A 26166-nucleotide genomic window follows, 5' to 3' on the forward strand; every position below is an offset into this window, starting at 1 on the left:
CTGGATGAGCTGACCAGATGGACAGCTCTCGAATCACGCCATACACCAACGCCACGGTCCTTCTCGACTGGGCGTGACAGACTCAAGCGTGATCGATTCATCGTCGACCGCCTCAACACTCGACGCGACTAGCGTCATCAGGGGGAATCTCATGGAAAAGCGTGAAGAGCTCTACGCTGGCAAGGCCAAATCCGTCTTCGTCACCGACGATCCGGATCTTCTGCTGCTGGAATTCCGCGACGATACCAGTGCCTTCGACGGCAAGCGTATCGAGCAGCTGGACCGCAAGGGCATGGTCAACAACAAGTTCAATGCCTTCATCATGGAGAAGCTCAAGGCGGCCGGTATCCCGACCCACTTCGAGCGTCTGGTCAGCGACAACGAGTGTCTGGTCAAGCGTCTCGACATGATGGCGGTGGAGTGCGTGGTGCGTAACATCTCCGCCGGCTCACTGGTGCGTCGTCTGGGTGTCGAGGAAGGCCTCGAGCTCAATCCGCCGACCTTCGAGCTGTTCCTCAAGAACGACGAGAAGGGCGACCCGATGATCAACGAATCGCTGGTCGAGACCTTCGGCTGGGCAGAGCCCAAGCACCTGGCGCGCGCCAAGGAACTGACCTTCCAGGTCAACGACATCCTCAAGCAGCTGTTCCTCGATGGCGGCATCCTGCTGGTCGACTACAAGCTCGAGTTCGGTGTCTTCAAGGGTGAGGTCGTGCTGGGTGACGAATTCTCGCCGGACGGCTGCCGTCTGTGGGATGCCGAGACGCGCGAGAAGCTCGACAAGGACCGCTTCCGTCAGGGTCTGGGCGGCGTGATCGAAGCCTACGAGGAAGTCGGCCGTCGTATCGGGATCGATTTCACGGCGTGAGCATGGCGCAGTCTCGCCAGCTCGATCACCTGCTGTGCGACACTCGCCAGCGCGTGATCCTGACCTTCGTCATCCAGGCTGCCATCCTCGCGAAAGGCACTGCCTGCCCGGGATACCGCGATCTGCTGGGGAGCGACCAGCATGCCGAGGTTGTTCAGATAGAGTCGCACGAACGGCAGGGCGCGCATGCCGCCCATCCCGCCCGGGGATGCCGAGACGATGCCGACCGGCATGCCGCGCAAGGCATCCATGCCGCTCTGGCCTTCGGTGTCCGGACGCGACAGCCAGTCAAAGGTGTTCTTGAGCAATGGGCTGAAGAAGCCATTGTATTCCGGGGTGGCCAGCAACAGCCCCTGATGGCTGGCAAACAGGGCCTGCAGACGGTCTGCACTGGCAGGACGCCCGTTGGCTTCTTCGCTGTCCCCATCGTAGAGCGGCATCGGGAAGTCGTTGAGGTCGAGCAGGTTGATCTCGGCTCCCTGATCGCCGGCCAGATGGGCGAGGCGAGTGATCAGGCGCCGATTGACGGAGGCCTTGCGGGTACTGGCGGCAAAGGCAAGCAGACGAATACTCATGCGGCGGACTCCCGGTGGAACACGTGAAGATGCTGGAATGCACGCCCAGTATGGTCAGGAGTCGTGACGGTTCGCCAATGCAATCTGGCATTGTCCTGATCTGGCGCCGCTCTCTCGTTCAGCTGGCCACGATGGCGGCGACCTGCATCGTCAGGCTGCCGTCGGGTTGGGTGTACGCCGTGAAGCGCACATCCACGTCCACCAGCTGCACGCCATATTGACGCTTGCCATCGGCAGTCTTGGCGGCGTGGTAGGCGGGGCGCGGGTCCTGGGCGAGCACTTCCTCGATCAGCGCGCGCAGCGTGGCACTGTCGGAGCGCTGTTCAAGCTGCTGCTCGGCTTCGTCACTGAACATGACGGCATGGCGTGGCGGCGGGGCAGGCGCGTAACCGGCGCGCGCCTGGGGCACGGCATCGACCCACGGCAGATAGGGCTTGATGTCCATCACCGGCGTGCCATCCAGCAGGTCATGGCCGCGCAGCAGCAGGCGCACTCCGCTGTGCCTGCCCGTCTGTCTGCCACCCGGCTTGTCGCTGGCGCCTGTCTCGACGCCTGCAAGCTCGACCACCGACTGGCCCAGTCGGTTGGGGCGATGGGTACTGCGCGAGGCGAACACGCCGGTGCGTGCATTGCCACCCAGGCGTGGCGGGCGGATCAGCGGCGTCCAGCGTGTGGGGCTGGCGTGGAACAGGAAGTGGATCCACAGGTGGCTGAAGCCGTCGATGTCGCGCACGCAGTCCGGGTCATCGAAGGGCGGCAGCAGGTGCAGGATGGCGGTGGCATGGCGTGCCAGACCCGGCTGGCGGGGAATGCCGAACTTGTCCGGGTAGCAGCTCTCGATGATGCCCACCGGCTGCATGGTCTGTTGCCCCAGTGCCATGGCCTGCTCACGCAGATGAGGGGGCAGCTGCGGCATGCGCCTGGCCAGTGCGGCATCGCTCATCGGGCGCTCGGCCGTGTCGGCGGTCGGATGGGGGCTGGCGGGCTGATCGGAAGAGGACATGGCAAGACCGTGGCAGAGGCTGAAGTGATGACGGGGCAGGATGTCGTGTGACATCCCGGGCCGCCATGATGCCATGCTCGTCGTCGTACGGCATGACTGGTCTCGCCGGGCTGGCTTGTGTAGTCTGCCGCGAGAGCAGTGCCCAGCGGCACTGAGTCGTGATGCTGGCGTCGGAGCGAGAGCGCTCCACGCGATTCTTGAGGGCCAATCAGACCATGTCAGACCCCATCGCCATTGCCGCCACCGCCGATGGCCTGCAGCCGACGCTGGATCTTGATCATCTGGCGCATGCGAGCCAGCAGTTGATCGAGGCCGGGCGCGCACTGGACGCTGCCGGTCAGGTGCCCGCCACGGGCGGCAACTTCTCCTGTCGCCTCAGTGATCGCCTGATGGCGGTGACTGCCTCGGGCTGCCACAAGGGCCGCCTGACCAGTGGCGATATCCTGGTCAGCGATTTCGCCGTCAGGTTGCTGGGCACATCACGCAAGGCCTCGGACGAGGCACGCCTGCATGGCCAGCTCTACGAGGATCTGCCGCAGGCGCAGGCGATTCTGCATACCCACTCCAGGGCCGCCACCGTGCTGTCGCTGTGTCATGAGGGCGACACCCTGAACCTGGAGGGCTTCGAGCTCAACAAGGCCCTGGAAGGTATCAAGAGCCATGAGACGCCAGTACGTCTGGCGGTGTTCGACAATACTCAGGACATCGATGCACTGGCGCTGGACGTGCGGGCCCGCCTCAAGGCGGATGCCGGCCTGCATGGCTACCTGATTCGTGGTCATGGCCTCTATACCTGGGCCAGCAGCATGACGGCCTGCCGCCGGCATGTCGAAGCGCTCGATTTCCTGATGGGCTGTGAACTGGAACTGAGGAGACAGCGATGAGCTTTCTGGCCATCTACGCCGAACAGGACGCCTCGCGTCCGCAGTTGATCACGACCGATGGCGCGCGGATCGCCAGCGAACTCGAGGCCGAAGGCATCCGCTTCGAGCGCTGGACGGCGGGCTGCGAGTTGCGTGATCCCACCGACCAGGCTCAGGTGCTGGCGGCCTACGCCGACGATGTCGCGCGTCTCAAGCTGGAAAACGGCTTCGTGACCGCCGACGTGATCGGTCTGACGCCGGATCACCCCGAGCGGGAAGCGCTGCGGGGCAAGTTCCTCGATGAGCATCGCCACGCGGAGCACGAGGTGCGCTTCTTCGTGCGCGGCAGCGGCATCTTCTACCTGCATCTGGGTGAGCGGGTGCTGGCGGTCGGTTGCGAGAAGGATGACCTGATCGCCGTGCCGGCCGGTACCGCGCACTGGTTCGACATGGGACCGACGCCGGACTTCACCGCCATCCGCCTGTTCACCAATCCGGAGGGCTGGGTCGCCAACTTCACCGACAACGACATCGCCGCCCGCTTCCCGCGTCATGAAGCGCTGGCGGAACACTTCACCCAGACTGCCGCCCCGCATTCCCAGGAGTCCGCATGATTCGCGCCATCGTCACTGACATCGAGGGCACCACCGGCTCGATTCGCTTCGTGCATCAGGTGCTGTTCCCCTATGCGCGCGCCAATCTGGGCGATTTCCTGCGCGCCAATGCCGAGCGCGATGATGTCGCCGAGCAGCTGGCAGCCACCCGTGAGCTGGCCGAGGCGCCCGAGGCGGACCTCGAAACCGTGATCGGCATCCTGGAAGGCTGGATCGATGCCGATCGCAAGGCCACGCCACTCAAGGCCCTGCAAGGCATGGTCTGGGCGAAGGGCTACGCGGACGGCGACTTCACCGGCCATGTGTATCCCGATGCCGTGAAGGGATTGCGTGACTGGAAGGAACGCGGGCTGTCCCTGCATGTCTATTCTTCAGGCTCGATCCAGGCGCAGAAGCTGCTGTTCGGTCACTCGGATGCCGGGGATCTCACACCGCTGTTCGCGGGCTACTTCGATACCACGACAGGGCCGAAGCAGGAGGCCGAGAGTTATCGTCGGATTGCCGCGCATCTGGGCCTGCCGGGTGCCGAGATCCTGTTTCTGTCCGATGTGGTGGCTGAGCTCGATGCCGCCGCGGCCGCCGGCTTCCAGACCTGGCAGCTGGTCCGTGAGCCCGGCATGGTCACGGGGGATCACCCTCAGGCCAGTCGCTTCGATGAAGTGTCCTTCAGCGGGTGAGCCCCGTCCCGGGGCACAAGGAGGACCTACGATTGCACAGCCAGACCGATAGCCGCGCAGCAGCCTCGCGCATCAGCATCGTGACCGCGCAGCCGCGCCACGCCGCGGATCAGGCCGAGGTGTTCTATCAGGCCGTGATGCAGGGGGCGGCCAGTCACTATGATCTGGCGCAACGCCAGCAATGGGCGTCCCGTGTGCCCAGGGATGCCGAGCGCTGGGCGGCGCGCCAGCATCGCTTCGAAGTGCTGGTGGCCGAACGGGACGGGCGCTGCATCGCCTTCTGCGAGTATGCCCCTGAATGGCCGCTGGCCCGGATCGAGATGCTCTACGTCTACCCGGGGCTGACCGGGCAGGGGATAGGCACCCGCTTGCTGGAGGAGGCCGAACAGGACCTTCGCCGACGCAAGGTGCGGGTGGTGAGTCTGGAGGCCAGTCTGATGCTGTCGCCAGGGCTTGCACGCCGCGGCTGGGAGAGTCTGGGGCTTGAGCACGTCAAGCGAGGCGGCATCTGCCTCAAGCGCGAGCGCTTCGAGAAACGTCTCGACGAGTGACGCGTGCGTCACGGTGATATCGGACATGAAGACGCCCCCACCGGTCACCCGGTGGGGGCGTCTTGCGTTCGACAGGGTAACGGACCTGGCTGGCGATCAGGCCATGGTATCGACGATACCGCCTTCCACCCGCAGCGCGGCACCTGTCGTGGCACTGGCCTGCTCGGAGGCCGCGTAGACGCTCATGTTGGCGACTTCCTCGGGGCTTGCCATGCGCTGGAGGATGGAGGTGGGGCGGGTCTGCTGGACGAAGTCAGCCTCGACCTCCTCAAGCGTCCTGCCTTGCTCCTCGGCGTTCTTCTTGAGCATCTCGAGCACGCCCTCGGAGCGGGTCGGCCCCGGCAGGATGGCGTTGACGGTGACCTGCGTGCCGGACAGCACCTTGGCGAGCCCGCGTGAGACGGACTGGACGGCGGACTTGGTCATGCCGTAATGGACCATCTCGCTGGGGATGTTGAGCGCCGACTCGCTGGACAGGAACTGGATGCGCCCCCAGTCGCGCTCCTTCATGCCGCGCGCATAGTGGCGGGACAGGCGTACCGCCGACATCACGTTGACCTGGAAGAACTGCTCCCAGGTGTCGTCGTCGGTCTCGAAGAAGTCCTGTGGGGCGAAGATGCCGACATTGTTGATCAGGATGTCGGTGTCCGGGACGGTCTGGATCAGCGTGTCGCAGCCTTCGCGCGAGCCCAGGTCCGCGGCCACGCCCTGTACCTTGCTGTCAGGGACATCACGCTTGAGCTGGGCGATGGCGTCATCGACACGTGCCTGGGTACGGCCGGTCAGGGTGACGCTGGCACCCGCGCGGGCGAGTCCCGTCGCGATGGCAAGGCCGATGCCGGCGGTGGAACCACTGATGATGGCGCTGCGTCCGTGTAGATCAATCTGCATGCAACCTCCTTCACGGCAAGCGACGGCGAAGGGGCAGCGCCGGTGCGGATCAGATCTTGCGAAGGTGCATGTGACGCAACAGGCCGCCAGGCCCGAGGTCGCGGTCTTCCATGCGCTGTATGGCATGCCCTTCCAGCAGGCCATCGAGAGGCACGCTGAGATTGGTGGCCAGCAGGCGGGCCAGCGGATTGAGCAGCCGCCGGATCACCCCGGCTGGCTGCTGACCGCGCAAGCCCTTGTCGAGCAGGGACATCTCGCCGTCCGATGCCAGCACGCGCAATGCTTCATCGAAGGCTGTCTGCGGTTCTGGCACGACCGCGAAGATCAGGTGGGCGATCACGACGTCAAAGTGGCCATCGGGAAAGTCGAGTGCCATGGCATCGCCCAGCTTGACGTTGGCATCGAAGCCCAGCGCCTCGGCGCGCTCGCGGCAGCGGCGCAGCATGGCAGGCGAGGCATCGACCACCTCGAGTTCGATGTCACGGGGCAGGAAGGGCAGGTCGAGCCCGGTACCGCCGCCGAGCAGCAGCACGCGAGTCCCGGCTTTCAGGTCCAGTGTCGCGATGGCGTCTCGGCGTGCCGAGCGCAGGGCACGCGCTGCCACGCGGTCGTAGATCGGTGCGTAGAGGCTCCAGCGGCGGGTCTGCCAGCGTCCGCCTGACACCGTGGAGGCGGCAGGCGGACGCTGATGAGGAGATGGCGAGGACATGGGGCGCCTCCCTGGCGGTATGGCAAGGCGTCGTGAAGATGGACCGGCGTCACCGGTGACATCAGCAGGACAGGAGCTGACCAGCAGGAAGACACTCACCTGTCATCTGGCTAGCGGGTCTCGACAGTGTAGATGCGCATCGACAGGTCGATGGCCGTCACGTCCTTGGTCAGCGCGCCGATCGAGATGCAATCCACGCCGGTGGCGGCGATGCCGGCCAGGGTGCTCTCGTTGACGTTGCCCGAGGCTTCCAGCACGGCTGGCTTGGCATGCGCCTTGTTGCGCGCGACGGCCTCGATGAGCTGATCGTTGTTGAAGTTGTCGAGCATGATGACGTCGGCACCAGCATCCAGCGCCTGTTCCAGCTCCGCGAAATTCTCGACTTCCACTTCGCAGGTCAGGTCCGAGGCGATATCGCGTGCCTCACGGACGGCGGCCGCGATGCTGCCACAGGCGGCGATATGGTTTTCCTTGATCAGGAAGGCGTCATACAGGCCGATGCGATGATTGTGGCCGCCCCCGCAGCTGACGGCGTATTTCTGGGACACTCGCATGCCGGGCAGCGTCTTGCGGGTATCCAGCAGACGCACGCCGCTGCCTTCCACGAGTGAAGCGTAGTGGTGGGCGCGGGTCGCGGTACCGGACAGCGTCTGCAGCAGATTGAGTGCTGCGCGCTCTCCGGTCAGCAGCGAGCGAGCGGGGCCTTCCAGCTCAAGGAAGGGCGTGTCGGCCTCGAGTCGGTCACCATCGCTGGCCAGCCACTTGAGACTGACACGCGAGTCGAGGCGACGAAAGAGCTCATCCACCCAGGGCACGCCGCACAGAATGGCCGCCTCACGGCTGATCACCCGGGCCTTGGCCCACTGTCTTTCGGGAATCAGCTCGGCGGTGATGTCGCCACCGCCAACATCTTCGGCGAGCAGGCGGGCGGCGCTGGTGCGGATATCCTCGGCGAGGGCGTCGTGGAAGTTCATGCGCGTCTGATCCTTGTGCAAGAAGTGCTGCCGGAGCTGGTATCGCGCCGCAGGAAGCCCCCCGACACAGACCCATGGCTGCCGAGCATGCCATAATGTGCGCCATTATAGGAAAAGCCGCGCGGGCGGTCAGTCCCTGTGTGCGATCACGCCCCGCGTGCAATGTCGTTCCCGTCTGGAGTCATCGATGCCCCCCTCGTCTTCCTCCCCATGGTCGGGCCAGCTGGCGCGACTGGCCGTCACCCCTGAGCACTGGCTGGAAAATGCCCGTCAGGTGCCGTCGCCCAACCACAATGCGCGTCCCGAGGGCGAAGTGTCGGCATTGGTGCTGCATTCCATCAGCCTGCCACCGGGGCGCTTCGGGGGGCCGGCCATCGAGCAGCTGTTCACCAATCAGCTCGACCCCGGTGCCCATCCCTACTTTGCCGACATCCATCATCTGCGCGTCTCGGCGCATGTGCTGATCCAGCGTGATGGTCGTCTGGTGCAGTTCGTGCCCTTCGATCGTCGTGCCTGGCATGCGGGGCGGTCGCGCTGGCATGACGGAGCGCGTGAGCGCGTGGAGCTCAATGACTTCAGCATCGGCATCGAGCTAGAGGGCGATGAGGTGCACCCCTACCGCGAGGTGCAGTACCGGACGCTGGCACGGACGGTCGCCGGCCTGATGGCCCGCTACCCGGCGCTGACCCGTGAGCGCATCACCTCGCATGCGCGGATTGCGCCGTTGCGCAAGACGGATCCTGGTCCCGCCTTTGACTGGGCTTACTTCGATCGCCTGCTGGACGACATTCAGGACTAAGGTCGCAAGTGCCTCGCGATGGTGCAATGCAGCATGCACCGAATTGGCACGGGGGGGTGTTTGCGGTATCTTTCACGCCAAATGACTGCATCTTGTGCCCTGCTTTGACGCACGAAGCACAACGCATCTGGCAGCCGGAGTCTCCGGTTGCCGCGGTTTTATCGGAGACGCGGCCCACTCAGAAGGCTGTGCCCACACTGAAGAGCGCCACTGGTTCCGATGTAGCATTTCGTCGGAACAACTGACAAAAAATTTCTTCACTCGGAGAGACGTCTATGAGTCTGGAGGCAAGAGAAGATCTCGATCCGATCGAAACCACGGAATGGTTGGACTCCCTGGAATCGGTTCTGGATCGTGAGGGTGAGGATCGTGCCCAGTACCTGATGTCACGCCTGGCCGACCGCCTGCGTCGTGATGGCCATCAAGTACCCTTCTCGGTGACCACGCCCCATCGCAACAGTATCCCCGTGCACCGCGAAGCGCGCATGCCGGGCGACCTGTTCATGGAGCGTCGTATCCGTTCGCTTATCCGCTACAACGCCATCGCTCAGGTGATCCGCAACAACCGTGCCCACAAGGGCCTGGGCGGTCACATCTCGAGCTTCATGTCCAGTGCGACGCTTTATGATGTAGGTTTCAACCACTTCTTCCGTGCACCGGAAGGCGATTTCGAAGGTGACCTGCTGTATATCCAGGGCCACGTGGCACCGGGTATCTATGCACGTTCCTTCCTGGAAGGTCGTCTCAGCCAGGAGCAGATGGACAGCTTCCGTCAGGAAGTCGACGGCAATGGCCTGTCCTCCTATCCGCACCCGTGGCTGATGCCGGATTACTGGCAGTTCCCGACCGTCTCCATGGGTCTGGGCCCGATCCAGGCGATCTACCAGGCGCACGTCATGAAGTACCTCAACTCGCGTGAGTTGAAGTCCATGTACGACCGCAAGGTGTGGTGCTTCATGGGTGACGGCGAGTGTGACGAGCCGGAATCCCTGGGTGCCATCTCGCTGGCGGGTCGCGAGAACCTCGACAACCTGATCTTCGTCATCAACTGCAACCTGCAGCGTCTTGATGGTCCGGTGCGCGGCAACGGCCGCATCATGGACGAGCTGGAAGGCGTCTTCCGTGGTGCCGACTGGAACGTGCTCAAGGTCACCTGGGGTCGCTTCTGGGATCCGCTGTTCGAGCAGGACAAGAAAGGCATCCTGCAGAAGCGCATGGACGAGGCGGTCGACGGCGACTACCAGAACTACAAGGCCAATGGCGGCGCGTACACGCGTGAGCACTTCTTCGGCAAGTACCCGGAGACGGCCGATCTGGTCAAGGACATGTCAGACGACGACATCTGGCGTCTGAACCGTGGTGGCCACGACCCGTACAAGGTCTACGCGGCGTATCACGAGGCGGTCAACAACGCCAATGGTCGTCCGACCGTCATCCTGGCGCACACCGTCAAGGGTTACGGCATGGGCATGGGCGATGGCGAAGCGGCCAACGAAGCCCACCAGGTCAAGACCATGGAGCACGAAGCGCTCAAGACCTTCCGTGATCGCTTCGGTATCCCGCTGACCGACGAGCAGCTCGAGGAAGTGCCGTACTACAAGCCGGCGGACGACAGCCCGGAAATGAAGTACATGCACCTCATGCGCGAACGTCTCAACGGCTACCTGCCGCAGCGTCGCACCGAGTATGAAACGCTGGAAATCCCGCCGCTGGACGACAAGATCTTCGCGTCCCAGCTCAAGGGCTCCAACGGCCGCGAAGTGTCCACCACCATGGCCTTCGTGCGCGTGCTCAACGGTCTGGTCAAGCACAAGACCCTCGGCGAGCGTGTCGTGCCGATCATTCCTGACGAAGCGCGTACCTTCGGCATGGAAGGCATGTTCCGTCAGCTGGGCATCTACACCGCGGCAGGCCAGAAGTACGAGCCGGTCGACAAGGGTCAGATCATGTATTACCGCGAGGACCAGAAAGGTCAGGTTCTCGAGGAAGGTATCTCCGAAGCGGGCGCCATGTCCGCGTGGGTGGCGGCGGCAACGTCCTACGCCAACCACAACCTGCCGCTGATGCCGTTCTACGTCTACTACTCGATGTTCGGCTTCCAGCGCATCGGTGATCTGGCGTGGGCCGCGGGCGATCTGCAGGCACGTGGCTTCCTGGTCGGCGGGACCGCCGGGCGTACTACCCTGAACGGTGAAGGTCTGCAGCACCAGGATGGCCACAGCCATATCCTGGCCTCGACCATCCCGAACTGCCGCACCTACGACCCCACCTACGCTCACGAAGTGGCGGTCATCGTGCAGGACGGCATGAAGCGCATGTTCGAGCAGCACGAGCCGGTCTTCTACTACCTGGCGGTGATGAACGAGAACTACGAGCAGCCGGAGCTTGAAACGGTGCCCGCAGACGACATCATCAAGGGCATGTACCTGCTCAAGGAAGGCGCGAAGGACGGCAAGGCACGCGTTCAGCTGCTGGGTTCCGGCACCATCCTGCGTGAAGTCGAAGCCGCTGCCGTGATGCTGAAGGACGACTACGGTGTCGATGCCGACATCTGGAGCGTCACCAGCTTCAACGAGCTGCGTCGCGAAGCGCTGGAACTGGATCGTCAGGCCTTCCTCAAGCCGGAAGAGACCCCGGCCAAGCCGCACATCACCCAGTGCCTGGAAGGACGTGACGGCCCGGTCGTGGCGGCCACTGACTACATGAAGCTGTTTGCTGACCAGGTTCGCGCCTGGGTGCCGGCTGACTATCACGTGCTCGGTACCGATGGTTTCGGTCGTTCCGATACCCGCGAGAAGCTGCGTCACTTCTTCGAAGTCGACCGCAACTTCGTCACCGTCCAGGCCCTGAAGGCGCTGGCGGATCGTGGTGAGATCGACCGCAAGGTGGTCGCGGAAGCGATCAAGACCTACGGCATCGACCCCAACAAGCCGAATCCGCTGAGCGTCTGAGCGGAGATCGCGGAACAGGCGAGCGGCACTCCATCCTCGACATCAAGATGATGCGAAGGTGATTCGGGTGTCGCTCCCCGTGCACGTTTTGGAAGGAGCACGATCTTGAGCAGCGAAATCATCAAGGTTCCCGACATTGGCGGTAGTTCCGATGTCGAGATCATCGAGATACCGGTGGCGGTCGGAGATGTCATCTCCGCCGAAGACACCATGATCACTCTTGAGTCCGACAAGGCCAGCATGGATGTGCCGGCACCGAAGGGCGGCAAGGTGGTGAAGATTCTCGTCAAGGAAGGCGACACCGTCTCCGAAGGCGACGACATCCTGGAGCTGGAAGCGGAAGGCGGTGGTGACACCTCCTCTGACGCTTCTGACGAGCAGGAAGCGCCGAAGGAAGAGGCTCCCAAGCAGGAAGCGTCTGAGCAGCAGGCGCCGAAAGAGGCCGCTGCTGCACCGAAGGCCGCTTCCGGTGGTACCCGGACCGTCGACATCGTCGTGCCGGACCTGGGCGACTCAGAGGCCGTGCCGATCATCGAGATGGCGGTCTCCGAAGGCGACGAAGTCGACGCCGAGGATGCGCTGATCACGCTGGAGTCCGACAAGGCCAGCATGGACGTCCCGAGCCCGCACAAGGGCAAGATCGTCAAGCTGACCGTCAAGGAAGGCGACAACGTCGCGTCCGGTGATGTCATCGGTCAGATGGAAATCGCCGGTGAAGGCGGTGACAGTGCCTCCGCCAGCCGAAGAAGAGCAGGCCTCCGGTGAGCCGGAGCGCAAGGAATTGCGTGTCCCGGATCTCTCCGGCAGCGACAGCGTGCCGATCATCGAGATGGCCGTGGCCGTCGGTGATGAGGTCAACGAGGAAGACGCGCTGATCACGCTGGAATCCGACAAGGCGACCATGGACATCCCGAGCCCCTACAAGGGCAAGGTGGTGGAGCTTTCCGTCAAGGAAGGCGACACCGTGTCCGAGGGCGACCTGATCGGTTACCTCGAGGTCGCCGGTGCCAAGCCTGCGCCGAAGGCTGCCAAGGCGGAGGCTCCGGCCGCGCCCAAGGCAGACAAGGCCGAGCAGAAGCCTGAGCCGACACCGGCCGGTACGCCGAGCCCGGAAGCCCAGATGGCGGCCCACAAGCCGAGCAAGGGTGCCAAGGTCCACGCAGGGCCTGCGGTTCGCCTGCTGGCGCGTGAGTTCGGTGTCGACCTTGCGGACGTCTCCGGCAGCGGTCCGAAGGGCCGTGTGGTGAAGGAAGATGTCCAGGCCTACGTCAAGCAGATGATGCAGAAGGCCAAGTCCGCACCGGCAGCCCCTGCCGCGCAGGCCACCGGCGGTGCCGGTATCCCGCAGGTGCCGGATCAGGACTTCAGCCAGTTCGGTGAGATCGAAGAGTCGAAGATGGGCCGCCTGATGAAGGCGGGCGCCACCAACCTGCATCGCAGCTGGCTCAACGTCCCGCACGTGACCCAGTTCGATGAAGCCGACATCACCGAGCTCGAGGCCTTCCGCAAGTCCATGAAGGCCGAGGCAGAAGCGGCAGGCGCCAAGCTCACGCCGCTGCCGTTCATGATCAAGGCGGCTGCCCACGCGCTGGCCAAGTATCCGCAGTTCAACGTCAGCCTCAAGTCTGACGGCGAGACCCTGGTGCACAAGAAATACGTGCACATCGGTATCGCGGTGGATACGCCGGACGGCCTGATGGTGCCGGTGATCCGCAATGCGGATCAGAAGAGCCTGCTGGAGCTGGCCCGCGAATCCGTGGAGCTGGCCAAGAAGGCGCAGACCAAGAAGCTCAAGCGCGAAGAGATGACCGGTGGTTGTTTCACCATCTCGAGCCTTGGCTCCATTGGGGGTACTGCCTTCACGCCGATCGTCAACACGCCGGAAGTCGCCATCCTGGGTGTCTCCAAGGCGCAGATGAAGCCGGTGTGGGATGGCGCTGCCTTCCAGCCGCGCCTGATGATGCCGCTGTCGCTGTCCTACGATCACCGGGCGGTGAACGGGGCGGATGCAGCACGCTTCACGGCGTATCTGGCTCAGGTGCTGACCGACGTGCGTCGTCTGCTGCTCTGATGTCGACAGAACGGCCTCCTTCGGGAGGCCGTTTTTTTGTGCATGTCCGTTGGCGTGGCAGGGCGGCGACAGCTGTTGCTGCCCTGTACAACATGCGATGCTTCACGCCAACCTGCCGCGATCTGCCGCATCGTGCTGGCACTCCCCGGGAAGGCCGGTTCTCGCAACACACAAGGAGCAAGACAATGGAATGGTTGATGGACCCTTCGGCATGGGTGGCTCTGGCGACCCTGACCGCGCTTGAGATCGTGCTGGGCATCGACAACATCATCTTCCTGTCGATTCTGGTCGCGCGCCTGCCCGAGGCTCAGCGCCAACGTGGCCGCATGATCGGTCTCGGCCTGGCGATGGGCATGCGCATCGTGCTGTTGATGTCGTTGTCGTGGCTGATGTCACTGACGACACCGTTGTTCAGCGTGCTGGATTTCAGCTTCTCCGGGCGGGATCTGATCCTGGTCTTCGGGGGGCTGTTCCTGCTCGGCAAGAGCACCCATGAGATCCATGCCAACCTCGAGGGTGAGGACCCGGCGGAAGAGGGCGCGAAGAAGGGCGGTGCCAGCTTCATGGCGATCATGGTCCAGATCGCGTTGATCGATATCGTCTTCTCGCTGGATTCGGTGATCACGGCGGTGGGCATGGTCGACCATCTGACGGTGATGATCATCGCGATCGTCATCTCGGTGGGCATCATGATGGTGGCGGCCAAGCCGATCGGTGATTTCGTCGATCGCCACCCGACCATCAAGATGCTGGCCCTGTCCTTCCTGATCATGGTCGGCATGATGTTGATGGTCGAAGGCTTCGGCGTCCATGTGCCCAAGGGCTACATCTACGTGGCGATGGCCTTCTCGCTGGCGGTGGAAATGCTCAACATCCGGCTGCGCGGCAAGCGGGCCAAGGCGGTGCGGCTACGTCGCAGCAGCCAGGCGGAAGAGGTCGCCGAGTGAGGCCAAAACAGTGCCAAGGGGCGTCATGCGCGCCTTTGGTGTGCTTGTGCGATGGCCGTGTGAGCGGTATCGTCAGCCCTTCGGCGGCCAGAGCGCCTCGGATGGCCATCTGCCGTCGAGGGCAGGGCACACAAGCCCGGATGACCCATTTACACCCGTTTCACGCTTTTCATTTGCACACTCAAGGAGCAGTACCGATGCGTTTGATCCTGTTGGGCGCCCCCGGCGCCGGCAAGGGCACTCAGGCCCAGTTCATCTGCGAGCGTTTCAACATCCCGCAGATTTCCACCGGAGACATGTTGCGTGCAGCGGTCAAGGCCGGCAGCGAGCTGGGGCTCAAGGTCAAGGAGATCATGAATACCGGCGGGCTGGTGTCCGACGAGATCATCATCGCTCTGGTCAAGGAACGCATCAGCCAGCCCGACTGCGAGAACGGCTTCCTGTTCGATGGCTTCCCGCGTACCATTCCGCAGGCTGACGCCATGAAGGAAGCGGGCGTGAAGCTGGACCACGTGGTCGAGATCGCCGTGGCGGACGAGGAAATCGTCAAGCGTCTGTCCGGTCGTCGTGTGCACCCGGATTCCGGTCGTGTCTATCACATCGAGTACAACCCGCCGCGCGAGGAAGGCAAGGACGACGTCACTGGCGAAGCCTTGATCCAGCGTGAAGATGACCGTGAAGCCACGGTGCGCAACCGTCTGTCCGTCTACCATGAGCAGACCGAGCCGCTGGTCGAGTACTACTCCAGCTGGTCTGCCACTGGCGATGCCCAGGCACCGGCCTACCATCGCATCGAAGGCATCGGCTCCGTCGATGACATTCGTGCCCAGCTGGTCAGCGCGCTGGAGCAGTGACAGCGCAGGTTCGCGGCCTGTGGCACGACTGACGCACAGCGCCGACACCTGCCGTGGACACCCTGCGTCTTTTGCTGCTAGCGGGGGACGGGTAGAATCGCGTCACATTTTTCTGATGATGAACCGCCCATGACCACGCTTCTGGCCATTGATGCATCCTCCTCCGCCTGTTCCGTTGCCCTGTGGCAGGACGGCGTTGTTACTGCCGAGCGCTGTGAAGCTCCCCGTCAGCATACCCAGCTGATGATGCCGATGATCGAGACGCTGCTGGCAGATGCCCAGCTGACGTTGAAGGATCTGGACGCGCTGGCCTATGGCCACGGCCCGGGTTCCTTCACGGGCCTGCGCATCGCGGCTGGCACCATTCAGGGACTGGCCTTCGGGCTTGAGGTGCCGGTGATCGGTGTCTCGACCCTGGCGGCGCTGGCGCTGCAGGCCCATCGTCATCACCACGCCCGTTTCGTGTTGCCGATGCTGGATGCCCGCATGGGCGAGCTTTACACCGGCGCCTATCGTGTGGCGACCTCCGCCGAAGGTGAGGTCGAGGTCAGCCAGCTGCTGCCCGAGCAGGTCGTGGCGCCGGGACTCGTGGAGTTGCCCCAGGAGCTACGTGAGCACGACTGGCTGGCCATCGGTTCCGGGCTGGTCATGCACGATGCGCTGCCGGAAGCCTTGCGCGCCAGCATCGTGCAGCGCCTGGAGGCACCGCAGCCGGATGCCGAGGACATGGTCATCCTGGCGGCGCAGGCCTTTGCGCGCGGCGAGGCAGTCGCTGCCGTCGAGGCGCAGCCTGTCTATCTGCGCAACGAGGTGGCATGGCGCTGATGGCGCCAGGGATCGCCATCCTCTCGCGTCAGTCAGTGCCACAGGCGATGTCTGTCGTCCGTGTGGGCCATTGAGGCCCGTTACTCTTAAAAGGATGTTTCATGGAACTCATGCACGTGGTGGCGTTGGCCGTCATTCAAGGTCTGACCGAATTTCTGCCGATTTCCTCCTCCGCTCACCTGATCCTGCCCTCCCAGGTGCTTGGCTGGCCGGACCAGGGACTGGCCTTCGATGTCGCGGTCCATGTCGGTACTCTGCTGGCCGTGGTGATGGCCTTTCGCAAGGATGTCGTCAATATCCTCGCTGGCTGGTTCGGACAGTTCAGCGGTTCAGGCGGGCTTGCGGCGCGTCAGACCGACGACAGCCGTCTGGGCTGGGCGGTATTGCTGGCGACGCTGCCGGCCGTCGTCTTCGGTGGCCTGTTGGGCGATGTGGTGGAAACGGCCGGGCGTTCGACTGCCGTGATCGGCACGACCACCATCGTCTTCGGTCTGCTGCTGTGGTGGGCGGATGCCAAGGGCACGCGCACGCGGGATCTGGCGACGCTCACGCTCAAGGGGGCGTTGATCATCGGTCTGTTCCAGGCATTGGCACTGATTCCGGGCACCTCGCGTTCGGGCATCACCATCACTGCCGCGCTGCTGCTGGGCTTCGAGCGTCAGAGTGCGGCGCGCTTCTCCTTCCTGCTGTCGATTCCGCTGATTCTCGCGGCGGGCTCACTCAAGGGGCTGGAGCTGATCGAGACCGGCAGTGAAGCCCAGCTGTTCGATGTCGGACTGGGTGTTGTGCTGTCCTTCGTCTCGGCGCTGGTGTGCATCAAGCTGTTCCTCAAGGCCATCGACAGCATCGGCATGTTGCCCTTCGTCATCTACCGTCTGCTGCTGGGCGTGCTGCTGTTCGGCATGCTGTTGCTGGATCCCCTCGCTCCTTCCTCTGACGCCGCTGACGCGACCCCCGTGATCGCCATCGCTCGCTCGCAGCTGGCGGTGCATCCGGAGCTCGCCATGCTGGCGGCACACTTCGGGATCGCCATCCGGGACGATGATGCGTTGCCGGCTCTGCGGCTCGAGGTGGCGCAGGACGAGCAGGGCGTACCGCGGGTCGTGATCGCCGGGGACGAGCGCGAGTACGGCAAACCGCTGCATGTGGATTTCGTCGCTGGTCGGGCGGACCACCGCCGGCGTTTCGGCGGGGGACGCAATCAGCTGATCGCGCGGGCCTGTGGCCTGAATCGCGGCGCGCTGCCAAGCATCGTCGATGCCACCGCCGGGCTGGGGCGCGATGCCTTCGTGCTGGCCAGTCTCGGATCGCCGGTGCTGATGATCGAGCGTGTCGCCGCGACGGCGGCGATCCTGGTCGATGGCCTGACCCGCGCGCAGGGCTGTGCAGACGACGAGATACGCGAGATCGCGCTACGCATGCAGGCGCTGCAGGGGGATGCCTCGCGTGATCTGGGAGAGCTCGTCGCGCTGTGGGATCAGCCGCCGCAGGTGGTGCATCTGGATCCGATGTACCCGCACCGTGACAAGTCCGCGCTGGTGAAGAAGGAGATGCGACTCTTCCGTGCCCTGGCGGGGGATGACGCGGATGCGCCGGCCTTGCTGGATTCGGCACTGGAGGTCGCGACCCATCGGGTGGTGGTCAAGCGTCCGCGCAAGGCTGAGCCGATCGGCGGCATCGCGCCGAGTCATGTGGTGGAGGAGAAGACCAGCCGCTACGACGTCTACGTCAAGCAGGCGCTGCGCTAGCCGCGAAGGCGTATCGCGCAGGCGCACATGCTGCAAGCGATGGCGCAATGCCGGGTCGAACAGGTCGCGCCCACGGGTCTGCAGGTCTTCCAGCGCTTCGCCGAAGCACAGACGGTTGTCGTCCAGCCAGATGAAGTCCAGCTCCAGCAGGGTATCCAGCAGGCCACGGAACAGTCGCTTGTCGAAGAACTCGGGCGCGTTGAGGCCCGAGAGCAGCGTCAGCCGCTCTGCCAGCGCGCCGGAGTGGGTCTCGAGGGCTTCGCGATCCAGCGTGCCGCTGCCGTGTTGCAGCAAGGCCGCGATCAGCAGGTAGCCGCGCTCCAGCGTCGGCTGGACCGGCTGGGCCAGCAGCCGCAGCTGCTCGGAGGATTCCTGGCTTGCGACCGGACGCGACCAGCGTTCGGGCGTGTTCTCGGTTGCCGGCTGGTGCTCCAGCAGGCCCTCGTCGCTGAGCAGCGCGAGGGTGGCGGCGATATCGCCTTTCAGCTCCGGGGCTTCCGGCACGAACAGTTCACGTACCAGTACGGGCCAGGCCGGGCTGATCTGCTCATCCAGCGCCTGCAGGGTGTACTGGGCGGTGTTGCGGAAGGCGAAGGCGATCAGCGCCGGCAGCGCCAGCAGATGCAGGACGTTGTTGCGGTACCAGGTCAGCAGGCTGGCCTGTTCCGGTGTGGCGATCACCAGCTCACCGAGGTGCTGGGGGCGTAGGGTGACCAGCCCCAGGTGCGCACAGTGCGCGATCCATTCTTCCGGCGTGCCTTCGGGCAGGCTGTGGTCCTGCCGGCCAGGCAGCTTGCCGGCCAGCCGCACCAGCATGGCCAGCTGGCGCTGCATCAGGCTGGACTCGATGGCGTGGTGTGCGGTGGAAAGCAGTACCAGCGCCGACAGCGAGACAGGGTTGAGGGCCGCGGCGGCATTGATGCGCGTGGCGATCTCGTTGCCCAGTCGCGGCACGGCACTGGTCAGCCATTCCGGGCGCCGCTGGTGGCGACTGGCCTGCCACTCGGGAGTGGTCTCGTCCAGCCAGGCCCCCAGCTTGAGCGGCTCGCCAATGTTGAGATAGACCTTGCCGAAGGGCTGCTTGAGCTGCCCCAGCACGCGAATCAGATCCAGCGGCGACTCCTTCTTCTTGCTGGCGCCCGACAGTTCACGCTGATAGCTGAGGCTCTCGAAGACCTTCTCGTAGCCGATGTAGACCGGGACGAAGGCGACCTCGCGGCGCGTGTCACGCAGGAAGGAACGTAGCGTCATCGCCAGCATGCCCGGACGTGGCGGCAACATGCGCCCCGTGCGTGAGCGTCCACCCTCGATGAAGTATTCCACCGGGTGCCCGCGGGTGATCAGCTGGTGGACATATTCATCGAAGACCGCGCCATAGAGGCGATTGTCACGGAAGCTGCGGCGCAGGAAGAAGGCGCCTCCACGCCGGAGGATCGGGCCGATCACCGGCATGTCGAGATTCTTGCCGGCTGCCACGTGCGGCGTCATCAGCCCTTCGTGGAACAGCACGTAGGACAGCAGCAGATAATCGATATGGCTGCGATGGCAGGGCACATAGATCAGCTCGCAGTCCCCGGCGATCGCCTTGACGCGCGACATGCCGCGGATCTCGATGCCGTCATACAGCTTGTGCCACAAGCGCTTGAGGGCGTGAGCCAGGAAGCGCTGCACGGGATAGCCCATGTTGGAGGCGATCTCGCGGCCGTATCTCAACGCGCGCTTCTCGAGACGCGCGGGACGCTGGTTCTGGTCGCGGGCCAGCTCGCTGATCACGTCCTGTACGGCGGGCGCCTTCTGCAGATTGCGGATCATGGTGTGGCGATGCGAGAGGTCCGGCCCCAGCAGTCGGGTGCGCACGCGACGAAAGTGCACGCGCAGCAGACGAGCGATGCGCCGGCGCGCCAGCGCCTGATCCTCGGGACCTTCGCGCAGCACCTCGTGGAGCTTGAGCGGCTGGCCGAAGTGCACATCCACCGAGCGACCATGCACGAGGATGGCGATGGCGCGACGCAATACCCCGGTGACACGCCAGCTGTCAGCGGAGATGAACTTCCAGAAGCCGAATTCCTTGCCCGGCGCACGCCCCCAGAACACGCTGACCGGTACCAGCTGGACCTCGACCTCATCCGGGGCGTTCTCCAGTGCCTCGATCAGCTGCGCGAGTCGTCGGGAGAGCAGGCCCTTGCCCTTGCGTGAGTGACGCAGCAGGCGCAACCGCGAGTGACTCAGTCGCATGTCGCCTATGCTCAAGGGCAGAGTGGGAGACGGCAGGCCACGCCCCTCGCAAAGCTGCTCGATCACCAGTTCATCGGAGAGCGCCTGATAGGGGAAGACGTAGACCACCGGCAGGTCGGGGTCGAGATTCAGGGCACTGTGGTCCAGCGCGTTGATGTCGGGTTCCACCGCGCGCAGCTCCACCCATTTGTCCAGCAGACGGCGGCTGAGGTTGCGCAGAGGGCGCAATAACAGGGTGACGGGCGACATGGCGGAGCTGCCCAGTGCGGGAGCGACGGGAGGCATGTCATGCTCGGAATGTGGCGTTCAGGCAATCGATTTACCCTGCTGCCGGAGGGGGCGCGCTTTCTGCCCAGCATGCTGGAGGCGGTGGAAGGCGCACGTCACTCGATACTGCTCGAACTGTATCTGGCCGAAAGCGGTCACCTCAGTCGGGTCCTGATCGAGGCTTTGAGCGCTGCGTGCCAGCGTGGCGTCAATGTACTGGTGCTGCTGGATGGCTTCGGCTCGCTGGGGCTCGAGGAGGCGGATCGCCAGCGCATGACCGAGGCCGGCATCGCCCTGCGCTTCTACAACCCGATTCGCTGGTGGCGGTTCGGTCGCAACCTGACGCGGGATCACCGCAAGCTGCTGGTCGTGGATGGCGAGGTGGGCTTCACTGGCGGTTTCGGGGCGGTCGATGAGTTTGCCGAGGCCTGGTCAGAAGTGGCGATACGCATCGAGGGGCCCTGTATCCGTGACTGGGTCAGGCTGTTCGCGCGGGTCTGGGATTCCGCTGCCAGCGAGGGGCAGGGGCGTCGTGAGGCCGTGCGCAGCGTCAACATCAATGCGGTCAACGTCGTCACGGGATATCTGGGGATGCGCGGGCGTGTCGTCTGGGGCCATGGATTTCGTTATCAGGCGATTCGCCACTCGCTCCAGCATCAGGCCAGCAGCACCCGCAAGCGGCTGTGGATCTGCACGCCTTACTTCGTGCCGACCTTCAGCATGCGTCGACGCCTCAAGCGGGCGGCTCGGCGCGGCGTCGATGTGCAGCTGTTGATCGCGGGACAGCATCACGACCATCCCGGCGTGCGTTCTGCGGGGCAGCGTTTCTATGCGAGTCTCCTCAAGGCGGGCGTGCGGATCCATGAATTCCAGCCGCGCTTCCTGCATGCCAAGTTCTCGCTGGCGGATGACTGGGTCACGCTGGGGTCATGCAACTTCGATCACTGGAGCCTGCAATGGAATCTGGAGGCCAATCAGGAGGTGCAGGACCATCGCTTCGCGGCGGAGGTGGCGGCGCTGTTCGAGCAGCATTTCGCGCGCAGCGTCGAGATCACCCGGGCTGCCTGGCAGCGACGCTCTCTGGCGCAACGCTGTCGCGAGTGGGGCTATGGCACCCTGGATAGCCTGGTGACGCGGCTGCGCTAGCCAGTTCACGGATGTCAGACACTGCTTCTCTTCGCGCCGCCCTTGCCACTGCCCTTGCCGCCCGCATGCTTGCCACGCGGAATGCCCGCGGCGCCCGGCGTTGCGGCTCCCTTGCGGCGCGGTGATGGCTTGGGGCTTTCCGGCGGCACGCGATAGAGCAGGTAGAGATCCAGCAGCAGTTCCGGCAGCTGGTTGACGAAGCGCTGGGCACCGACGGGGTCGGCGATCAGCTCGCCGATCTCCGGGTCTTCATCGTCGAATACGCCCGAGATGGCCATGAAGGGCAGCAGCAGCTCGGCCGCGGTCTCTTCCTGGGTCCCGAACCAGGCTTCCTCGTCCATGAAGACACCTTCCATGAAGCCTGCACACCAGTCACCGATCGGCGTCTCGACGGGGTCGAGGCCACCGAGTTCCAGCTCGAACAGCAGCTCAGGCAGGATACCGTGCTCGAGGGCGTCGATGGCATTGGCGCGCATCTGCTCGAACAGCGCGACCACCTGGGCTTCCTGCTCGGGGCTTTCATAGGCTGGCTGCCCCTGGAACAGCTCCGGCAGCCACAGGCTGGAAGGCACTTCGCGTGGTGCGATGGCCAGTGCCAGCATGAAGCCATGCGCGCTGATGATGTCGAGGGCTTCCGGGCCGACCAGGTCGGATTCAAGGAACTCATCGAGGATGTCGAGGGATTCATCATCCAGCAACGGCTGGGTCTGGACAGGCTCGGCCATAGGGAAGGTCTCATGTCTTGTTCCCGTGTCGCGCACGCCGTGGATGGCAGTGTCGTCAGTCGATATCGCTTTCCCGTCGACCATGTACTGGCGTGTCTCGGTGATGCGGTCGCCGACCCCCTGCCGTTGGCCGATGAGCAGACACTGGATGCCCTCAGCGAGCCGCAACTGCATGCCATGCTGCAATCCCGTGTGCTGGCCTGTCTGGCGCGCGCACGTGCGCACTATCCCGAGATGCGCATGCCCGCCGTGTCCTGTCGTCTCAGAGGACGCACTGCCGGGACAGCCGAACCGGCGCGCCAGCGCCTGCGCTTCAACTGGCAATTGCTGTGCGAGAACCGCCATCACTTCCTGAGCCAGACCGTCCCTCATGAGGTGGCGCACTGGGTGGTGATGGAAGTGGTGGAGCGCGCGCGCGGCCAGCGGGTCAAGCCGCATGGCCCGGAGTGGCAGCAGGTCATGACGAATCTCTATGGTGTCGCACCTGAGGTGACCCACCGCATGGATGTTTCCCGCGCGAGTCCGATGCCCTGGGCCTACGGATGCGATTGCGAGACACCGCACTATCTGAGTCATCGTCGACATGCCAATGCGCTTCGTGGGCAGCGTTACCGATGCCGGCAGTGCGGGAAAGCGCTCAAGGGGCCATTGAGCGATTCGCGGGTTTTCTGCGGCGAAAGTCGCTGTGACCTTGGTGTTATTTGTTGATAAATAGTTGAAATTATTGGGAAAAAATTGTCTACCAAGGTCTAGTGTGTGGCCCCCCCATGCTTGGGTTTAAGCTGAAACGGACTAGCCATGACTCGTCCGCAGCGTACCCGTGTCGTATGAGGCAGCATGAGCGAAGATGCCAAGGTCCACCCGGTCAAGCCTGATGTTGCCGCCCGTGCATGGGTAGATCGTGAGCGCTATCAGGCCATGTATCAGCAGTCTGTCGAGGCACCCGAGGATTTCTGGGCCGAGCAGGCGCAGTCGCTGGACTGGTTCAAGGCGCCCTCGGTGATACGCAGTACCGACTTCGGCCCTGAGAATGTCGATGTGCGCTGGTTCGAGGATGGTCAGCTCAACGTGGCCCACAACTGTCTGGATCGTCATCTCGAGGAGCGTGGCGACCAGGTGGCGATCATCTGGGAAGGGGATGACCCCAGCGAGTCCCAGTCGATCACCTATCGCGAGCTGCATGCGCGCGTCAGCCAGTTCGCCAATGGCCTCAAGGAACTGGGCGTGGGGCGTGGTGACGTGGTCACCCTGTACATGCCGATGATCCCCGAAGCGGCCATGGCGATGCTGGCCTGTACCCGTATCGGTGCGGTGCACTCGGTGGTCTTCGGGGGCTTCTCGCCGGACGCGCTGGCAGGACGGATCGCCGATTCCAGCTCGCGTATCGTGATCACCGCCGATGAATCGCTGCGCGGTGGCAAGCGAGTGCCGCTCAAGGAGAATGTCGACGATGCGCTGGAGCGCGATGGCACCGACTGCGTCGACCACGTGCTGGTGGTGCGGCGTACCGGAGGTGACGTGCACTGGGGGAGTCGTGATCTGTGGTTCCACGAGCTGGTCGACCGTCAGTCCAGCGACTGCCCGGCAGAAGCGATGGGCGCGGAAGACCCGCTGTTCATTCTCTACACCTCCGGCTCCACCGGCACGCCCAAGGGGCTGAAGCACACCACGGGCGGCTATCTGCTCTATGCGGCCATGACCCATCGTTACGTCTTCGACTACCACGATGGCGACATCTACTGGTGCACGGCGGATGTCGGCTGGGTGACAGGGCACAGCTACATCGTCTATGGACCGCTGGCCAACGGCGCGACCACGCTGATGTTCGAGGGGGTGCCCAGCTATCCGACTCACGGGCGCATGGGGGAGATCGTCGACAAGCATCAGGTCAATATCCTCTACACGGCCCCGACCGCCGTGCGCGCGCTGATGGCACACGGCGATGGCGTGATGGACTCCAGTTCCCGCGACAGCCTGCGCCTGCTCGGCTCGGTGGGTGAGCCGATCAATCCTGAGGCCTGGGAGTGGTTCCACCGCGTGATCGGCAAGGGCAACTGCCCGCTGGTGGATACCTGGTGGCAGACCGAGACCGGCGGCATCATGATCGCGCCGCTGCCGGGTGCCACGGATCTCAAGCCGGGTTCCGCCACCTTGCCGTTCTTCGGCGTGCAGCCGGCGCTGGTCGACAACGAGGGCAACATTCTCGAGGGAGCCACCGAAGGCAATCTGGTGATTCTCGACAGCTGGCCCGGGCAGGCTCGCTCCATCTGGGGCAACCATGAGCGTTACGTGCAGACCTATTTCTCCACCTATGCCGGCATGTACTTCACCGGCGATGGCTGCCGCCGTGACGAGGATGGGTATTACTGGATCACCGGACGCGTCGACGACGTGCTCAACGTTTCCGGGCACCGCATGGGCACGGCCGAGATCGAGTCATCGCTGGTCGCGCATGAGGCGGTCGCCGAAGCCGCGGTGGTCGGTTATCCCCACGACATCAAGGGGCAGGGGATCTACATCTACGTGACGCTCAATGATGGCATCGAGCCAAGCGATGAGCTCAAGAAGACCCTGACCCAGTGGGTGCGCAAGGACATCGGGCCGATCGCGTCACCTGATGTCATCCAGTGGGCACCGGGACTGCCCAAGACGCGTTCCGGCAAGATCATGCGGCGTATCCTGCGCAAGATCGCCGCCAACGAGACCGACGGTCTTGGGGATACCTCGACGCTGGCGGACCCGACGGTGGTGGATGATCTGATCGAGCATCGCGCCAACCGCTGAACTCGTCGTATGACGGCCATGCAGGCCTGACGAGACACGTCGCGACATCGAAGCCTCCCTGAGCATTTCCTCATTCACTTCATGATCAAGGCAGCCCCCATGTCAGCAGGCAAGTCGGATGCATCCTGCGCCACGTCTCAGCCCGCCACTTCCTCACAGGTTTCATCATCGTCATCCACCGAGGGCGAGAACCGTCCACGCGCTGTCGTGCTGATGTGCCTGTCGGCGATCTCCTTCGCGTTGATGGGCGCGATGGTCAAGTTGAGCGGTGACTTGCCGCTGTTCGAGAAGGTCTTCGTGCGCAATCTCGTAAGCCTGGTGGTTGCCGTCGTGATGGTTCGCATGGCGGGCGCTCGTCTGCTGGGACACTGGCACCATCAGCCGTTGCTGCTGGCGCGCTCGCTGATCGGGCTTGGCGGCGTGATGAGCTTTTTCTACGCCATCGATCACCTGCTGCTTGCGGATGCGACTATCCTAAACAAGCTGTCGCCGTTTTTCGTGATGCTGTTTGCCGGCATGTTTCTGGCAGAGCGCCTGGGCGGCTGGCGGCTGGTAGGCATGCTGATTGCCTTCGTGGGGGCGACTCTGGTCATCAAGCCGCAGCTGGCGTTCGCCGAGGGAGGTGTGGAGGCACTGTTTCCGGCGCTGGTCGGATTGGGCTCGGCCATGTTGGCCGGCGCTGCCTACACACTGATTCGGGCGCTGCGAGGGCGTGAGGCTTCCGCGACAATCGTGTTACATTTCTCGCTGGTCTCCAGCATCGTCACCCTGGTGCCGATGCTGATGAATCCGGTGATGCCCAGTGCGCCACAGGCACTGGCCCTGTTGGGGATCGGGGTCTTCGCGGCCGGTGGCCAGATCCTGATGACCACGGCCTATCGGCTGGCGCCCGCGGGGGAAGTGTCGATCTATTCCTATCTCACCATCGTGTTCTCCGCATTGGCCGGCTGGGCGATCTGGGGGGAAGTGCCGGACGCTGCCAGCCTCATGGGTTTCCTGCTGATTGCCGGTGTGGCACTGGTCGGTTGGCATGCGAGTCGCGTTGCGGTTAGGGTGGTCTGACTCTCCATCCGCAGGATGCTGTCAGAA

At 64.0% G+C, this 26166-nt stretch carries 21 protein-coding genes and 3 pseudogenes; 17 read left to right on the forward strand and 7 right to left on the reverse strand.

Features of this window, described 5'->3' with window-relative positions; genetic code table 11:
• Positions 1-151: 151 nt before the first annotated feature.
• Positions 152-868: a phosphoribosylaminoimidazolesuccinocarboxamide synthase gene (gene purC, locus CU110_RS02400; protein WP_077380164.1), complete on the forward strand. Its 717-nt coding sequence runs from the start codon at positions 152-154 to the stop codon at positions 866-868.
• On the opposite strand, the gene CU110_RS02405 is transcribed toward purC, so the two are convergent.
• Both CU110_RS02405 and tsaA read right to left on the reverse strand, forming a co-directional pair.
• Positions 823-1443 carry an NAD(P)H-dependent oxidoreductase gene (locus CU110_RS02405; RefSeq protein ID WP_127734444.1) on the reverse strand — a complete coding sequence of 207 codons (621 nt, stop codon included), beginning with the start codon at positions 1441-1443 and terminating at the stop codon, positions 823-825. The genes purC and CU110_RS02405 overlap by 46 nt on opposite strands.
• 118 nt (positions 1444-1561) lie before the next feature.
• The gene (gene tsaA, locus CU110_RS02410; RefSeq protein WP_240665529.1) at positions 1562-2323 is read right to left on the reverse strand and encodes a tRNA (N6-threonylcarbamoyladenosine(37)-N6)-methyltransferase TrmO; all 762 of its coding nucleotides are present in this window, start codon (positions 2321-2323) and stop codon (positions 1562-1564) included.
• Between the two features lie 338 nt (positions 2324-2661).
• On the opposite strand from tsaA, the gene CU110_RS02415 reads away from it, so the two are divergent.
• From CU110_RS02415 to CU110_RS02430, 4 genes are read left to right on the forward strand one after another with little or no spacing between them, the layout of a single operon-like run.
• Positions 2662-3330, forward strand: coding sequence for a methylthioribulose 1-phosphate dehydratase (locus CU110_RS02415; RefSeq protein ID WP_084209593.1), 669 nt, complete (start codon positions 2662-2664; stop codon positions 3328-3330).
• Complete coding sequence (locus CU110_RS02420) at positions 3327-3923, forward strand: cupin (protein WP_077380160.1); 597 nt, start codon at positions 3327-3329, stop codon at positions 3921-3923. Before CU110_RS02415 ends, CU110_RS02420 begins: the two co-directional genes overlap by 4 nt.
• Positions 3920-4600 carry an acireductone synthase gene (mtnC, locus tag CU110_RS02425; protein ID WP_084207884.1) on the forward strand — a complete coding sequence of 227 codons (681 nt, stop codon included), beginning with the start codon at positions 3920-3922 and terminating at the stop codon, positions 4598-4600. Before CU110_RS02420 ends, mtnC begins: the two co-directional genes overlap by 4 nt.
• Before the next feature lie 32 nt (positions 4601-4632).
• Entirely contained in the window at positions 4633-5151 is a 519-nt protein-coding gene (locus CU110_RS02430; protein WP_240499645.1) for a GNAT family N-acetyltransferase, read from the forward strand.
• Between the two features lie 96 nt (positions 5152-5247).
• Here the strand turns inward: CU110_RS02430 and CU110_RS02435 are convergent, their stop codons facing one another.
• From CU110_RS02435 to nadC, 3 genes are all read right to left on the reverse strand, one after another.
• A complete protein-coding gene (locus CU110_RS02435) occupies positions 5248-6042 on the reverse strand; it encodes an SDR family oxidoreductase (RefSeq protein WP_077380156.1) in 795 nt (264 codons plus the stop codon).
• Between the two features lie 49 nt (positions 6043-6091).
• Positions 6092-6751, reverse strand: coding sequence for a class I SAM-dependent methyltransferase (locus tag CU110_RS02440; protein WP_084207885.1), 660 nt, complete (start codon positions 6749-6751; stop codon positions 6092-6094).
• A 110-nt stretch (positions 6752-6861) separates the two neighbouring features.
• Positions 6862-7725 carry a carboxylating nicotinate-nucleotide diphosphorylase gene (gene nadC / locus CU110_RS02445; RefSeq protein ID WP_084207886.1) on the reverse strand — a complete coding sequence of 288 codons (864 nt, stop codon included), beginning with the start codon at positions 7723-7725 and terminating at the stop codon, positions 6862-6864.
• Between the two features lie 187 nt (positions 7726-7912).
• Here nadC and ampD point away from each other — a divergent pair, with 187 nt between their 5' ends.
• From ampD to CU110_RS16475, 8 genes and pseudogenes are all read left to right on the forward strand, one after another.
• Positions 7913-8524: a 1,6-anhydro-N-acetylmuramyl-L-alanine amidase AmpD gene (gene ampD / locus CU110_RS02450; RefSeq protein ID WP_084207887.1), complete on the forward strand. Its 612-nt coding sequence runs from the start codon at positions 7913-7915 to the stop codon at positions 8522-8524.
• A gap of 275 nt (positions 8525-8799) precedes the next feature.
• The gene (gene aceE, locus CU110_RS02455) at positions 8800-11475 is read left to right on the forward strand and encodes a pyruvate dehydrogenase (acetyl-transferring), homodimeric type (RefSeq protein WP_077380148.1); all 2676 of its coding nucleotides are present in this window, start codon (positions 8800-8802) and stop codon (positions 11473-11475) included.
• 105 nt (positions 11476-11580) lie between these two features.
• Positions 11581-13546, forward strand: a pseudogene (gene aceF, locus CU110_RS02460) (pyruvate dehydrogenase complex dihydrolipoyllysine-residue acetyltransferase).
• A gap of 185 nt (positions 13547-13731) precedes the next feature.
• Positions 13732-14493, forward strand: a complete 762-nt coding sequence (locus CU110_RS02465; RefSeq protein ID WP_077380144.1) for a TerC family protein — start codon at positions 13732-13734, stop codon at positions 14491-14493.
• A 197-nt stretch (positions 14494-14690) separates the two neighbouring features.
• Positions 14691-15347, forward strand: coding sequence for an adenylate kinase (gene adk, locus CU110_RS02470; RefSeq protein WP_077380142.1), 657 nt, complete (start codon positions 14691-14693; stop codon positions 15345-15347).
• Between the two features lie 129 nt (positions 15348-15476).
• A complete protein-coding gene (gene tsaB, locus CU110_RS02475) occupies positions 15477-16172 on the forward strand; it encodes a tRNA (adenosine(37)-N6)-threonylcarbamoyltransferase complex dimerization subunit type 1 TsaB (RefSeq protein WP_077380140.1) in 696 nt (231 codons plus the stop codon).
• Between the two features lie 101 nt (positions 16173-16273).
• Positions 16274-17071, forward strand: a pseudogene (locus CU110_RS02480) (undecaprenyl-diphosphate phosphatase); the annotation flags it as partial.
• A gap of 105 nt (positions 17072-17176) precedes the next feature.
• Positions 17177-17920 (forward strand): class I SAM-dependent methyltransferase, encoded by a 744-nt coding sequence (locus CU110_RS16475; protein ID WP_084209594.1) that lies wholly within the window; start codon positions 17177-17179, stop codon positions 17918-17920.
• Positions 17921-17947: 27 nt separating this feature from the next.
• Here the strand turns inward: CU110_RS16475 and plsB are convergent.
• Positions 17948-20440, reverse strand: a pseudogene (plsB, locus tag CU110_RS02485) (glycerol-3-phosphate 1-O-acyltransferase PlsB); the annotation flags it as partial.
• 3 nt (positions 20441-20443) lie between these two features.
• Here plsB and CU110_RS02490 point away from each other — a divergent pair.
• Positions 20444-21568, forward strand: a complete 1125-nt coding sequence (locus CU110_RS02490; protein WP_084207890.1) for a phosphatidylserine/phosphatidylglycerophosphate/cardiolipin synthase family protein — start codon at positions 20444-20446, stop codon at positions 21566-21568.
• 14 nt (positions 21569-21582) lie between these two features.
• Here CU110_RS02490 and CU110_RS02495 read toward each other — a convergent pair whose 3' ends face one another.
• Entirely contained in the window at positions 21583-22293 is a 711-nt protein-coding gene (locus CU110_RS02495; RefSeq protein ID WP_127734446.1) for a YecA family protein, read from the reverse strand.
• 12 nt (positions 22294-22305) lie between these two features.
• On the opposite strand from CU110_RS02495, the gene CU110_RS02500 reads away from it, so the two are divergent.
• The 3 genes from CU110_RS02500 (at position 22306) to CU110_RS02510 (ending at position 26139) form a co-directional block, all read left to right on the forward strand.
• Positions 22306-23001, forward strand: a complete 696-nt coding sequence (locus tag CU110_RS02500; RefSeq protein WP_164850249.1) for a SprT-like domain-containing protein — start codon at positions 22306-22308, stop codon at positions 22999-23001.
• 129 nt (positions 23002-23130) lie between these two features.
• Positions 23131-25077, forward strand: a complete 1947-nt coding sequence (acs, locus tag CU110_RS02505; RefSeq protein WP_077380130.1) for an acetate--CoA ligase — start codon at positions 23131-23133, stop codon at positions 25075-25077.
• 99 nt (positions 25078-25176) lie between these two features.
• Positions 25177-26139, forward strand: a complete 963-nt coding sequence (locus CU110_RS02510) for a DMT family transporter (protein ID WP_240499646.1) — start codon at positions 25177-25179, stop codon at positions 26137-26139.
• Positions 26140-26166: the final 27 nt, after the last annotated feature.

Origin of the sequence: Cobetia sp. ICG0124, from assembly GCF_004006355.1 — a bacterium.
GTDB classification, from domain to species: domain Bacteria; phylum Pseudomonadota; class Gammaproteobacteria; order Pseudomonadales; family Halomonadaceae; genus Cobetia; species Cobetia marina.

What these genes read in the sequence shown, in the direction of transcription:
- purC (WP_077380164.1), top strand. Translation starts at nt 152, where the DNA reads ATGGAAAAGCGTGAAGAGCTCTACGCTGGCAAGGCCAAATCCGTCTTC.
- CU110_RS02405 (WP_127734444.1), bottom strand. Translation starts at nt 1,443, where the DNA reads ATGAGTATTCGTCTGCTTGCCTTTGCCGCCAGTACCCGCAAGGCCTCC.
- tsaA (WP_240665529.1), bottom strand. Translation starts at nt 2,323, where the DNA reads ATGGCACTGGGGCAACAGACCATGCAGCCGGTGGGCATCATCGAGAGC.
- CU110_RS02415 (WP_084209593.1), top strand. Translation starts at nt 2,662, where the DNA reads ATGTCAGACCCCATCGCCATTGCCGCCACCGCCGATGGCCTGCAGCCG.
- CU110_RS02420 (WP_077380160.1), top strand. Translation starts at nt 3,327, where the DNA reads ATGAGCTTTCTGGCCATCTACGCCGAACAGGACGCCTCGCGTCCGCAG.
- mtnC (WP_084207884.1), top strand. Translation starts at nt 3,920, where the DNA reads ATGATTCGCGCCATCGTCACTGACATCGAGGGCACCACCGGCTCGATT.
- CU110_RS02435 (WP_077380156.1), bottom strand. Translation starts at nt 6,042, where the DNA reads ATGCAGATTGATCTACACGGACGCAGCGCCATCATCAGTGGTTCCACC.
- CU110_RS02440 (WP_084207885.1), bottom strand. Translation starts at nt 6,751, where the DNA reads ATGTCCTCGCCATCTCCTCATCAGCGTCCGCCTGCCGCCTCCACGGTG.
- nadC (WP_084207886.1), bottom strand. Translation starts at nt 7,725, where the DNA reads ATGAACTTCCACGACGCCCTCGCCGAGGATATCCGCACCAGCGCCGCC.
- ampD (WP_084207887.1), top strand. Translation starts at nt 7,913, where the DNA reads ATGCCCCCCTCGTCTTCCTCCCCATGGTCGGGCCAGCTGGCGCGACTG.
- aceE (WP_077380148.1), top strand. Translation starts at nt 8,800, where the DNA reads ATGAGTCTGGAGGCAAGAGAAGATCTCGATCCGATCGAAACCACGGAA.
- CU110_RS02465 (WP_077380144.1), top strand. Translation starts at nt 13,732, where the DNA reads ATGGAATGGTTGATGGACCCTTCGGCATGGGTGGCTCTGGCGACCCTG.
- adk (WP_077380142.1), top strand. Translation starts at nt 14,691, where the DNA reads ATGCGTTTGATCCTGTTGGGCGCCCCCGGCGCCGGCAAGGGCACTCAG.
- tsaB (WP_077380140.1), top strand. Translation starts at nt 15,477, where the DNA reads ATGACCACGCTTCTGGCCATTGATGCATCCTCCTCCGCCTGTTCCGTT.
- CU110_RS16475 (WP_084209594.1), top strand. Translation starts at nt 17,177, where the DNA reads ATGCTGGCGGCACACTTCGGGATCGCCATCCGGGACGATGATGCGTTG.
- CU110_RS02490 (WP_084207890.1), top strand. Translation starts at nt 20,444, where the DNA reads ATGCTCGGAATGTGGCGTTCAGGCAATCGATTTACCCTGCTGCCGGAG.
- CU110_RS02495 (WP_127734446.1), bottom strand. Translation starts at nt 22,293, where the DNA reads ATGGCCGAGCCTGTCCAGACCCAGCCGTTGCTGGATGATGAATCCCTC.
- CU110_RS02500 (WP_164850249.1), top strand. Translation starts at nt 22,306, where the DNA reads ATGTCTTGTTCCCGTGTCGCGCACGCCGTGGATGGCAGTGTCGTCAGT.
- acs (WP_077380130.1), top strand. Translation starts at nt 23,131, where the DNA reads ATGAGCGAAGATGCCAAGGTCCACCCGGTCAAGCCTGATGTTGCCGCC.
- CU110_RS02510 (WP_240499646.1), top strand. Translation starts at nt 25,177, where the DNA reads ATGTCAGCAGGCAAGTCGGATGCATCCTGCGCCACGTCTCAGCCCGCC.